An 11,793-nucleotide genomic window follows, 5' to 3' on the forward strand; every position below is an offset into this window, starting at 1 on the left:
GCGGCAATTCCGCCGGTCAGGCCGCCGTATTTCTGTCCCGCATCGCGGCACACGTGCACATCATGGTGCGTGCAAACGGACTGGCGGCGACCATGTCCGATTATCTCGTGCAGCGTATCGACCAATCCGCGCGTATCACCTTGCATACCCAAACCGAGATCGTTGCAGTGGAGGGCGATGACCGCTTGCGTAGTGTCACCTGGGAACACCGGCCGAGCGGCACGCGCGAAACGCGGGCCATTGGCAACGTCTTCGTGATGGTCGGCGCGGAACCTAATACCGACTGGCTCGGTGGTTGTCTGCAATTGGATGCCAAGGGCTTCATCTGTACCGGCGTGGACGCCAGCGGACCGACCGCTACCTCACTGTACGCGACCTCCAAGCCCGGTATCTTTGCGGTCGGTGACGTTCGCTCCGGCTCAATCAAGCGAGTGGCTGCGGGTGTCGGCGAGGGTGCCGCTGTCATTCAGGCAGTACATAAGGCGCTCGAGCCCGCTACGGTGTAGCCTGCGAATCGACGGCAAGGCGGGGGCAAAACGGTGGCGCGGATCTTCCAGACCGAGACAATGGGCGAAGCACGGCTAAAAGTGGCGATCGTCGCCGATCGTGGCGAGGCCGACTTGTGGGTATGTCGCGTCAGCAGTTGGGGGCTCGCCGTCGGCGATGGACTCTGGTTCGTGACCAAGACCCGTGGCGACGCCACTGCCACAGTGTTCTTTACCAGCATCGGTTTTGCACAGGTCAAGATCTGCTTCGTCGATACGCGCGGCCAGGCCGGTTGGCGCGATCCGGCGCGCGCGCGGCACGGGTTGTTTTCACGCGGCGGCTGACTTGGCCGGCGCTGGCAGCTTGATTACCGGCGTGCTGGGAAGCTTAAGCAAAGCTTGCACGCGTGCTGCCGCGTCCTGCGCGGCTTCGGCGCTGACGAAACGCCCGGCGGCGACAACCGTCCAGGTCGTCCTGTCTGCGTCGGTCACTTTCAGCCGGGTCAACGGCAAGCCCAGGCGTTGCGCCTGTTGTTCGGCTGCCGCCGCTTCGTCGTCGGTGACGAATTGCCCCAGTTGTAGAGCATAGGCCGGCTGCCCCGCGGCGGGCGACGGACTACCGACGTCGGCAGTGACCAACAGCGCGCTGCTGCTTACTGGCGGCGTCGCCGTCGATGCCGTGGCGAGTTTGCCGCTGCTGGCACTGGAAGCGGGCACGGTATGCGAGTCGATGGTGCTCTTTCGCGAAAGCAGTCGATCGCCAAATGCTGTTGCATCGGCGCGCCAATCGGGCGGCGCCAGCAGGCCGCCGGTAAATGCCAGCGCGCCGAACAGTAAAATCAACAAGATAAACCCAAACTTGGCGAGCATAATTTGACATTCCGCAAAAAACGCGAGTACCGGTGACGTAATCATGACACCGAATTGCGGTTGCGCACATTTTTCAATTGCTTATGTGTTCCGCATGAAATTACTCGGCTTCGGCATATTGCGATAACAAACCCTGGGGGGCTACATTCGCCGACCTTGGGGGCGTCGGCGTCGTAGGAGCGACGGGTGCCCCCGGGTTTACTTGGGGGGTAAACATGGCCGATAAACTGGAGTCCAATCTGCTTGGCTCCTCTCCGCAATTCGCTCACGTAATTGCACAGATTCGCCGAATTGCCAAATTCGACGTTGCCGTGCTGATTGGCGGGGAAACCGGAACCGGCAAGGAGCTGGGGGCAAGGGCAGTGCATTATCTCAGCGCCAGGGCGCAGCAGCCATTTATTCCGGTCAATTGCGGCGCATTGGCCGACTCCCTGGTAGAAAGCGAGTTATTCGGTCACGAACGCGGCGCCTTTACCGACGCGCGGCAAGCGTCGCCGGGGCTGATCAGCGAGGCCGAAGGCGGCACGTTGTTCCTCGATGAAATCGATACGCTGTCGCCGAAAGCGCAGGCTTCGCTATTGCGCTTCCTGCAGGATGGCACCTATCGCCGCGTAGGCGGCACGCAGACCCGGCAGACCAATGTCCGGCTGATCGCTGCCAGCAACGCCAACCTCGACGAATTGGCCAGGGCTCGCCAGTTTCGCCGCGACTTGCTGTATCGGCTAAAGGTAATGAACCTGGTCATGCCGCCGTTGCGTGAGCGCGGTAACGATGCAGTGGAATTGGCCAAGATATTCCTGGATCGGCTCAACCGGCAGTATCAAGAGCAGGCGGCGCCCAAGCGCTTCCACGCCGACATGCTTGCGGCGTTCGCTCGTTATGCATGGCCCGGCAATATTCGCGAACTGGAACACTTCGTTCAGCGCGAATACTTGATGAGCGAGGGCGAAGTCATTCATGGTGCGCTGCCGCAAGACGGAGCCGTCGCGGCGCCGGCGGCGGATCGCTATAACACGGTGTTCAAGCAAGCCAAGGCGAAGGTGATCGCGGACTTCGAGCGCAGCTATGTCGCCGCTGCCATGGCTCGTGCGCGTGGCAATATCTCGCATGCCGCCCGTATCGCCGGGCAGGATCGCAGCGCCTTCAGTAAGCTGGTCAGCAAGTACCGGGTCGCATCCATGGCCGAACAGGGGCAAGATTCGGGGGACTGAAGCATCCAGGCGAGGGCTGGGCGTGACCGATAACTCCGTGCGAGCTACCGCCGATGCCATCGCCCGGTACCTGGCCGCCTATCCTGTCGCTGCCGATACCGTCGATGGTGTGCAGCAATGGTGGCTGCGTCCATCCGGTGTCGAAGCCACGCGCGATGTGACCGAGGCGGCTTTGCGCCTGCTCGAGATCGAGCAGCGCGTGGAATGTCTGAGCCGAGCGGGCAGGGAAATCTGGCGCGCGCGACGCACAGACTAGGGCAAGAATCTTCTTCATCCATACCTCCCCCGTCGAAGCCAGGGAAGAAGGCGCACCGAGCTGATCCTCAGTGTCTCGTGCTTGCTCAACTCGCTCCCTCTCCTCCAGCTCTGGCGGGGAGAGAGTCCAGGTGAGGGAGTACACCTACAGCGCCGCCGCATCTGAGATCGCCTCATCCCATCGAAAGCATGCAGATCGGCTGACAGAAATTTTCCGCTGTGAAGATTTCCACACGCCATGCATTTTTTTGCACACCGTGCTCGTGCAACTCGTCGGACCGTTTCATCAACACCTTAGCTGCGCTTCACTGACTAAGTCACCGTGTAAAAAAGCACACAGCCCGCATTGCGCAATAAATAACCAAGTCAGGTGCAATCCCAGTCATAGCAACGTTCTTCATGGTTGGCACGCCTTTTGTATCGGCAACTCCGTAACGCGAGCGGCAGCGTTCGAATCGGAATCTTGCAGCCGCCTACCTAATGAGGCCCGTACATGACTGTCGAGAGCATTCAACAAAAGTTATTGCGTGTGCGCCCGCCGCGCGTGCGCATTACCTACGACGTCGAGACCGGCGGGTCGAGCGAGAAGGTGGAGCTGCCTTTTATTGTCGGCATGTTCGCCAATTTGTCGGGCGAACTCGACGCCGCGTCGATGCCTGCGCTGAAAGACCGGCGCATGCGCGACATCGATGGAGAGTCGTTCGATAAGATCCTCGCCGACAGCGCGCCGATGATCAAATTGAACGGTATCGCCGATACCATCGTCGGCAACGGTAGACGCCTGACTGGCAATCTTAATTTCCGTTGCCTGGCCGACTTCGAGCCGCTTGCGGTGGTCAACGCGGTACCGAGCCTGAAACAGCGCTACGACGCACGTGGCGATCTCCGGTCGCTGCAGTCGATGGCCGAATGCAACGATGCCTTGGGTGCTCTGCTGGATCGTGCAGTCATCGACGCCGATGCCATTGGCGCATTCAAGAGCAGTTTCAGCGCCACGGCGGCCGACAATTGGGTAACCGCCAATGTTGCCGGCGACTCAGCGTCCGCATCGGCGACCGGCGCCGCTATTCCCGCTGCGCTGGTGGGCATGATGACCGCACAGATGGCAGCCAATGCGCAGGCCGCCGCGGCAGCCAAGCAAGCCGCAGATGCCGCCGCCACGGCAGCCCAGAACGCCGCTACCGCGGCTACCAACGCGGCAACGGCGAGGGATACGGCGACCAAGGCAGCGACCGATGCGGCCACAGCGCTGGACAAAGCCAAGGATGCTGCTGCCAAGGCCAAGGGCGATCAAGACATCGCCAACGCCAATAAGGCCGTTGTCGATGCGCAGAAAGCCAAGGATGACGCCGATGCGGCGTCGTTGGCTGCGCAGGCAACTGCCGATGCGGCCAAAGAGCTGGCCGATCGCCAGGCGCAGGTCGCCGCCGATCGTCAACAGGCCTTCCTGTCGATCGATCCGTTGTCGAAGGCGCGTCGTCTGGCGGGTCGCTTCGCCAACGAAATCATCGTGCCGATGGGCAACAAGGAACTGACTCAGGTAGCGCTCGGGTCCAATGGTCTGATCGACGAGCGTGCGCTCGCGATCGATACGCAGATCGGCTTCCAGCTGGACGAGATCCTGCATGCGCCATCGTTCCGCGAGATCGAAGCGACCTGGCGCGGTATTCACTACGTGGTATCCCGCGCCGAAACCGGCAAGCTGTTGAAGTTGCGCGTGTTCAATGCCAGCACCGATGATTTGCGCAAGGAACTGGAGAAGGCGGCCGATTTCGACCAGAGCTCCATCTTCAAGATGATCTACGAAGCGGAGTTCGGTACGTACGGCGGCCTGCCATATAGCTTGCTGGTCGGCGGCTACGAGTTCGGCAATAAGCCGAACGATATGTCGTTGCTGATCAACCTGACCAAGGTCGCCGCTTCGGCGCATGCGCCGTTCATTGCCGCAGCATCGCCGGCGCTGCTGGGTCTGGACAGTTTTGACAAGCTGGCCAAGCCGCGCGATTTGGCGCAGGTGTTCGAGTCGCCGGAAATGGCGCAGTGGATGGAGTTCCGCGGTAGCGAAGATTCGCGTTACGTCGCCCTCGCATTGCCGCATGTGCTGCTGCGCCTGCCGTACGGCAAGGATTCGCGGCCGGCCGAAGGTCTGCGCTACGAGGAAACCGTGATCGGCGCCGATGGCCCGAATCACGATGCTTTCCTGTGGGGTAATGCCGCCTACGCTTTGGCCGAGCGCATCACCAATTCATTTGCTCTGTATCACTGGACAGCGGCTATCCGAGGTGTCGAAGGCGGTGGCCTGGTCGACGGGTTGCCGATCTACACCTATCGCGACGGCGCAGACTTGGTGAACATGATCTGCCCGACCGAGGTCTCGATTACCGACCGTCGCGAGAAGGAGTTGAACGACCTCGGCTTCATTGCCCTGTGCAACTGCAAAGGTACCGGCCAGGCAGCGTTCTTCGGTGGTCAGACGGCCAACCAGCCGCGCCAGTACATCAGTGACGAGGCCAATGCCAACGCCAAGTTGTCGGCGATGCTGCCGTACATTCTGGCAGCGTCGCGTTTTGCGCATTACATCAAGGTGATCATGCGCAAGAAGATCGGCGCCTTCCTGACGCGCGGCAATATCGAGGCCTACCTCAATACCTGGATCGCTCAATACGTGCTGCTGGACGATAACGCCTCGCAAGAGGTCAAGGCCAGTTACCCGCTACGCGCAGCGCAGGTCAACGTGACCGACGTACCTGGTTCGCCCGGTTCCTATAAGGCCACGGTCTTCATCAAGCCGCACTTCCAATTGGAAGAGCTGACCACTTCGATTCGCCTGGTGGCGGATCTGCCCGCGGGCTGATGCGCGGTACCGGCAGCCTAAAGATCTTATCCAGGAGCGAATATGGACCTGATTCTCTTACAACCCGGCGATTCATCGATTTTCGGCGGCCCCAACGGCTGGAAGGGCGGTGGCAGCCTGATCGACGATGTCTGGCGCGATGAAGTGCTCAAGCTCGGACAATGTCTTGAGCTGGTGTCCGTGCACCAGGGCATGAAGCAACAGATCACCACCGATGTCAGCAACTCGGCGCGTACGTCGGGTCGCCCGATCATCACCGAATTCACCTGCGTCAAGTACGTGGACAAGACCTCGGTCAAGTTCTATGACTTCTGCCTGCGCGGTCAGCCGTTGGGTAAAGGCGAGAAGAACCCGACCAAGATCTACATCGCGCGCAACTCGGGTGAGAAAACCGCGAACATCCTGACGATCGAACTGCGTGACGCGATCATCAGCGAGATCCAGTTCCAGTCGAATCCGGACGATATGCCGACCGAGCAGTTCAAGTTGAACTTCACCGAAGTCCTTTGGACCTACACCGTGCAACAGGCCAACATGGACACGGCCGGCAACATGGCGGCCGGCTGGAGCGTGGCTCGCAACCGCCCGATCGGACAGTTCACCGGCGACAAATAATCGCAGGCTGTACCAGACGGTTCCGGTCGGGGAGGGTTCTTTCGTGCAATTCTTGATGGAGCGTCTGGTCAATCGAACGGAGCCCGACATGGGGTTGGCGCCGCCGTTCGATCTTGCCGCGGCGATTGCTGCGCAAATTCAGCGCATCGTCGAGTGCCGTCCTTATATCGGCCCCGGCGGCGCGCGGGTGTGCGAGTTCGGCATGCCGCCCATTGTGGATACGGGCATCGGCCTCAGCGACCATGAGCGTTATGGCCAGCGCCTGCTGGCCGGAATCGTCCGTTACGAGCCTCGGCTGATCGGTCCTCGCCTGGAATGGGTAGCGACCGGTCGCGCGCTGCGACCGCATACGCTGGTCATACATGGAAGCATCATCGAGGAAGACGAGCCAGTCGTGTTTCGCTTCGAATTACCCTGTCCGGACGACATGTCATGAATGACACGTCGCGCCTGAAAATCTGGTTCGAGCAGGAACTCGCGTCGCTGCGGAACGAAGCGGTGGAGTTCGGCGCGTCGTATCCGGCCATCGCCAAGACGCTGGAGTTGAGCGGCGGGCGCAGCGCCGACCCGCACGTGGAAATGCTGATGCAATCGTTCGCCTGGCTCGCGGGGCGGCTGCGCTATCAGTTGGAAACCGATCAGGCAGTATTACCTAACGCCTTGCTTGGCTTGCTGTATCCGCATCTCGAGGCACCGCTGCCATCGATGATGATCGGCGAGATCGACGTGCGCCCGGATGGCGCAAACTTCGCGCATGGCGCCGCGCTCGAGCGCGGTCGCTACGTCTATGCGCTGGCAATAAACGAGCTGGGCCAGCAGGTGCGCTGTCGCTTCCGTACTTGCTTTGCGACTCCCCTATGGCCGTTGAAGGTAACCCATCTGGACGCGGTCGCGGCCAATACCTATTCGCTGGACCCGAGCGACACGCTTACCGCTTCGATCGTACGCGCCAAGATCGTCTGCATGAGTAAAGAGCCCGTGCATACGATGAAGATCCCGTTCCTGCGATTTTGCCTGAATGCGGAAAGCAAGCACGCCTATGCGCTATACGATCTGTTGTCGTTGCACCTGATCCGGATTGCCGTACGTATAGCCAAGACCGGCGAACTGCGCTATCTCGATGCCAGCAAGCTGCGCTGGTGCGGCTTCAGCGACGAAGAAGCCGTGCTGGGTATCAACCCGCTGACTCACCCGGGCTACCGCTTGTTGCAGGAATATTTCGCGTTTCCGCAGAAATTCCTGTTTTTCGAAGTGGCGGACCTCGATCTGACCGGTGTCGACCAGGAGTTCGAGCTGCTGTTCCTGCTCGATGTGCCTCCGTCGAAGGAGAACCACTACGACCGCAACGTACTGAAACTTAACTGCCTGCCGCTGATTAACCTGTTTCCGCAGCGCATTGAGCCGTTTGCGCTGGATCAGAAGCGCTATGAGTACCGTCTGGTCGGCGACGAGCAGAATCATCGCTTTTGCGAGATCTACAGCCTGGAAGAGCTGGTCTCGATCCGGCCGGACCGTAGCCCGCGCCCCATCGCACCGTACTTCTCGCTGGACGATTTGCAGCAGATCGATAAGCTCGATTACTTCTACGCCCTTCGACGCGAAGTGAACCAGACGGGCGCAGTGCATGGCACCGAGACGTACGTATCGTTCCTCGACCCGGAGTTCGACATTGTGCAGCCTGCCGAGGAAATGATCGGAGGGACGGCACTCTGCACCAATCGGCGCCTGCCGTCGCAACTGCTGATCGGCAGTGTCCTGTATCTGGAAGGTGCGGGCCCGGTATCGTCGCTGAAGGTCGCCAGCAAGCCGACACCCAATCATCCGCCACAGATGGTCGGTGAGCGCCCATGGGCGTTGGCCTCGCAGCTGTGCCTCAACCATCTCTCGTTGGTCGATGGCGAGCGTGGCCCGCCGGTGCTGAAGAACATGCTGCGACTGCATGTGGGGCCAGCCAGTCTTACCGGCTATCGCCAGATCGATGGCTTGCGTTCGCTGCATAGCCGCCGTATTCAGCGACGCATGCCGCGGCGCGACGCGTGGCGCGGTTTTGTGGATTGCCTGCAGATACGCCTGCAAGTCGATCTCGGACATTTCGAAGGTGTCAGTGCGGTGTTGTTCGGCAGCGTGCTGCATCGCTTTCTGTCGCTCTATGCGGAGGTCAACAGCGTCGTCGAACTGATATTGGAATCATCTGACCGCCGAGGAGAGCTGAAGTCATGGGAACCCCTGACTGGCGCACAGGTGAACCTCTAGCCGACGGGCTGAGAGCGAAGCCTTCGAGCTTTGATTTCTTCCAGTGGGTACGCCTGAAATCGTGGCCGACACAGGGCGACCCGGCCATGCGTCGATACGGTGCGCGCCAGGTAAGTCCGCAACTTCGTTTCCGCAGCGAAATGTCGCCGGTCTTCCCCGGTAGCGAGATTTCTCTCGGCCGCCTGCGGATGGAGCGACGGAGCGCCTTCGGCGACCGGCGTGGCTACCGGCGCGACGATCAGCGAGAGGAATTGTTCGTTTCCAATTTCGTGCTTTCCGGGGTACTCGGTCCAATGCCGGACAGTTTCGCCGAATGGGTGCGTCAGCGCCTGTCCGATCGCGATCCGGCGATGGCCGAATTCCTGGACATGTTCAATCATCGCGTGAGTGCGCTGCGTTACGAACTGAAGGCGGCGAGCGTGCCGGCCTTCGATGCGACGCGGCCGGAGCATACGCGGTATGCCGATGCGGTCGGATCCCTGATGGGGCTGACCGCGTTCGAGGGCGAAGGCGCGATGATCCTTGCGCGGCGCGTCCCGATCCCGAAACGCGCGTTGCTGGCGTTGGCCGGTCTCGTCGGCGACGGTCGCAAAAGTGCAGCTCAGGCGCGCATCGTACTGGGCGTGTACTTGCAGGCGCCGATACGCATCGAAGAGCACGTCGGTACCTGGCGCGATATCGAGCCGCGCGACCGCACCCACCTGGGGCGACGCAAGCTCGATACCGCTCCGCTGGGGCAGCGCGTGTGGGTCAGCCACGCCGCGATCGGCATCCATATCGGGCCAGTGTCTTATCGCCGGCTGTGCATGTTGCTCAACGATTGCGCTCATCTGGAGGACGGTGCGCACGATGCGCGTTTCGGGCAGGGCTACCGTGGCCTTGCAGCGATGGTGCACTACTTGTTCGATCGCCATGTCGATGCGGTAATCGATATCGAGGTCGACGACGAAGACGTTCCCGCGTCCTGGTTGGGGCGCCCGCGCCGGCTGGCCGGTTTTGGCGGCAGCCATGGCCTGCGCCTGGGACAGACCGCATGGCTCGATGGCAGGCCGCAAGGTAAGCGCCATGTGCGTTTCACCATCGGGGCGGACGATCTGCAGGAGGGCCTCGCATGAGCGCCTTGCCGACCGATACCGTTGGCCGTACACGGATCAAGCCGATCGGTCAGGCGGGTCAGACCGACTCGCCGCTTCTGTACTTGCATTGCGCAGTGGGGTTGGCTGGCAATCAATGGCTGGGCGATGAGACGTTCCGGCTGTTGTCGTTCGAGGGGCAGGAGTCCATTTCCGAGCCGTTCGACTATCAATTGCAGTTGCGCGCCAATACGGCGCCTCGGCAGGGGCGCCCGCTCAACTTCGACGCGGTGATCGGTCGTCCGGTTACCGTGGGCCTTAACCTGCCCATGCAAGATGGGGCGCCGGACGCCGCGGCGCGCTTCGTGCAGGCCTTGCGTACCGGTTCGGCGCCGGGGATGACACTCTACAACGGGCTGGTTACCTCGTTCGCGATGGACGAGCCCGGGGTGTATCGCATCGGCATGAAGCCTGCGCTGTGGAAGCTGGCGTTGACCAACCGTTATTGCGTGCACGCGCAAATGAATGTGCGCGATGTCATCGCGAAGCTGATGCGCCTGCATTACATCGACTACGCCCTCGATGCGGTTTCAGGCGAGGACAATATCGCTATCGCGCGCGTGCAGGATTGGCTGCAGGCGGGTGAAAGCGACTTCGAGTTCCTGCGCCGCATGATGTCCAAGGCGCACATCTATTACTACTTCAAGCACACCGGCAACAGTCATACTGTGGTGTTCGCCAACCGCCCGGCGTACCCCAAGGCATTTGGCGACCGTCCGCTGCGTTATACCCAGACTGCCATCGATGAGTTGGGCATGCAGCAAGACGACGTGGTGTTCCAATACAGCTACCAGCAGTCGCTGACCAGTAGCGGCGTGAACGGGCAGTTCGCGCATCAGGAAAACGCCGCCGACCAGGATCCGGTACCGACTTTTCAGACCTTCGCCTCGTTTATGCCTGCCGATACGGGCGAGCTGCCGTTCAATCAATATCGCAGCTATCAGTACGGGGTAAGCAGCGCGACAGTACAGGAATACGTGCGCAATACCGCATCGAGCATGGTGGCCTCGTCGCGTCAATTATCCGGGGGGAGCACCTGTACCGGTTTTCGCATGGGGTATCAGTTCACCCTCAGTGGCGAGATGGCGGCGGGTATGCATCCGTCGCCGGTGCGGCCGTCCCTGGAAGGGAAATCCTTCGTGCTGAACAAGGTGCAACATAAGGCTAGCGCCGACGGCGGTTACACCAACAGTTTCGAAGCCACGGATGCGGCAGCCATGATCACGCCGTTCTCCGTGGCCGATACACAGCAGGGCGTCATCCTGGCCAAGGTGGTCGATGTCGCCGGACGCGGGCCGACAGACTGGCGTTTCTACGAGCCGAGCAACTTCGATCCGGAGTTGAGCCGGCTGCGAGATACTCAGGCGACACCCCAGAATCTTTTGGCCAAAGGGGTCTACGTGCAGTTTTCCAGTCCGGGTTCGCCTACCGAGCCGGTCTGGGTAAAGCTGTCGGCAAGCATGCAGACCGTGCCGGAGATCGGCGTGACGGTGCTGGTGTCGCGTGCCAATGACGAATCCGAATTGCCGGAAGTACAGAACATCGTTCAGGCCAACGGCAGCCTGGTAGTCACGCCCTCAGGTTGGACCGCCAACACCCATGTGGGGAGTAACTATTCCACCAGCTACGGCGACAGCCAGAGCATTCGCTTCGGTCTGAAGTCGGCTTACGATCTGGATAATGCCGTCAGCATCGTCAATTCGAGCTACGAGACGGGCGAGTACCGAGACACCAGTTATTCGCAAGGTGCCAGCTACAGCTATTCGACTTCAGAGAACGGTGCTAGTGGCTTGCTCAGTCGTTCGTATTCCTATGGCAGTACCTATAGCACCCAAGAAGCCCAGACGGTCTGGAGCAAGAGCATCCTCGGCGGCACGACCAGCTATACCACGGTCAACGGCAACACCTACAGCGAAGATACGGTGACCGGCACCGCCACGCATTTGTCGACGCAGAACATCGTCAGCAACCAGTCGACGACCAATATACAGAGCAGCGTGAATACGATCGGCATGACCAGCTCGCTCGATACGATCGGGATGAGCACGTCGATTTCTTCGACAGGCTTGAGCATGGGGACCGCGACAGTCGGACTGGCGGGGCAGGTCGCATTGACC

11 protein-coding genes are annotated in these 11,793 nt (G+C 60.8%); 10 read left to right on the top strand and 1 reads right to left on the bottom strand.

Annotation, left to right across the window (positions count from 1 at the left end; translation table 11 throughout):
* The coding region (locus VIM98_RS19455; RefSeq protein ID WP_331994757.1) for an NAD(P)/FAD-dependent oxidoreductase at window positions 1-506 on the top strand (506 nt) is incomplete at its 5' end.
* Window positions 507-539: 33 nt separating this feature from the next.
* A complete protein-coding gene (locus tag VIM98_RS19460; protein WP_331994758.1) occupies window positions 540-830 on the top strand; it encodes a DUF6150 family protein in 291 nt (96 codons plus the stop codon).
* Here VIM98_RS19460 and VIM98_RS19465 read toward each other — a convergent pair.
* On the bottom strand, window positions 816-1,355 hold the full coding sequence (locus tag VIM98_RS19465) for an SPOR domain-containing protein (RefSeq protein ID WP_331994759.1): 540 nt from the start codon (window positions 1,353-1,355) through the stop codon (window positions 816-818). The genes VIM98_RS19460 and VIM98_RS19465 overlap by 15 nt on opposite strands.
* Before the next feature lie 215 nt (window positions 1,356-1,570).
* Here VIM98_RS19465 and VIM98_RS19470 point away from each other — a divergent pair, with 215 nt between their 5' ends.
* The 8 genes from VIM98_RS19470 to VIM98_RS19505 all read left to right on the top strand — a co-directional run.
* On the top strand, window positions 1,571-2,566 hold the full coding sequence (locus VIM98_RS19470; RefSeq protein WP_331994760.1) for a sigma-54 dependent transcriptional regulator: 996 nt from the start codon (window positions 1,571-1,573) through the stop codon (window positions 2,564-2,566).
* Between the two features lie 22 nt (window positions 2,567-2,588).
* Complete coding sequence (locus VIM98_RS19475; RefSeq protein ID WP_331994761.1) at window positions 2,589-2,822, top strand: hypothetical protein; 234 nt, start codon at window positions 2,589-2,591, stop codon at window positions 2,820-2,822.
* Window positions 2,823-3,314: 492 nt separating this feature from the next.
* Complete coding sequence (gene tssC, locus VIM98_RS19480; RefSeq protein ID WP_331994762.1) at window positions 3,315-5,675, top strand: type VI secretion system contractile sheath large subunit; 2,361 nt, start codon at window positions 3,315-3,317, stop codon at window positions 5,673-5,675.
* Between the two features lie 42 nt (window positions 5,676-5,717).
* Entirely contained in the window at window positions 5,718-6,290 is a 573-nt protein-coding gene (locus VIM98_RS19485; protein ID WP_331994763.1) for a type VI secretion system tube protein Hcp, read from the top strand.
* A gap of 43 nt (window positions 6,291-6,333) precedes the next feature.
* Window positions 6,334-6,726 carry a hypothetical protein gene (locus VIM98_RS19490; protein WP_331994764.1) on the top strand — a complete coding sequence of 131 codons (393 nt, stop codon included), beginning with the start codon at window positions 6,334-6,336 and terminating at the stop codon, window positions 6,724-6,726.
* Window positions 6,723-8,543: a type VI secretion system baseplate subunit TssF gene (gene tssF, locus VIM98_RS19495; protein WP_331994765.1), complete on the top strand. Its 1,821-nt coding sequence runs from the start codon at window positions 6,723-6,725 to the stop codon at window positions 8,541-8,543. Before VIM98_RS19490 ends, tssF begins: the two co-directional genes overlap by 4 nt.
* Window positions 8,507-9,658, top strand: a complete 1,152-nt coding sequence (gene tssG / locus VIM98_RS19500) for a type VI secretion system baseplate subunit TssG (protein ID WP_331994766.1) — start codon at window positions 8,507-8,509, stop codon at window positions 9,656-9,658. Before tssF ends, tssG begins: the two co-directional genes overlap by 37 nt.
* Window positions 9,655-11,793: contractile injection system protein, VgrG/Pvc8 family (locus tag VIM98_RS19505; RefSeq protein WP_331994767.1), on the top strand; the 2,139-nt coding region annotated here is incomplete at its 3' end. The genes tssG and VIM98_RS19505, both read left to right, overlap by 4 nt.

The sequence above is a fragment of the Dyella sp. genome (assembly GCF_036568765.1).
In the GTDB taxonomy this organism is placed as follows: Bacteria; Pseudomonadota; Gammaproteobacteria; order Xanthomonadales; family Rhodanobacteraceae; genus GSA-30.

Bases quoted from the DNA above. Each gene is read 5' to 3' on its own strand.
- VIM98_RS19485 (WP_331994763.1), top strand. From the start codon at position 5,718: ATGGACCTGATTCTCTTACAACCCGGCGATTCATCGATTTTCGGCGGC.
- tssG (WP_331994766.1), top strand. From the start codon at position 8,507: ATGGGAACCCCTGACTGGCGCACAGGTGAACCTCTAGCCGACGGGCTG.
- tssC (WP_331994762.1), top strand. From the start codon at position 3,315: ATGACTGTCGAGAGCATTCAACAAAAGTTATTGCGTGTGCGCCCGCCG.
- tssF (WP_331994765.1), top strand. From the start codon at position 6,723: ATGAATGACACGTCGCGCCTGAAAATCTGGTTCGAGCAGGAACTCGCG.
- VIM98_RS19470 (WP_331994760.1), top strand. From the start codon at position 1,571: ATGGCCGATAAACTGGAGTCCAATCTGCTTGGCTCCTCTCCGCAATTC.
- VIM98_RS19465 (WP_331994759.1), bottom strand. From the start codon at position 1,355: ATGCTCGCCAAGTTTGGGTTTATCTTGTTGATTTTACTGTTCGGCGCG.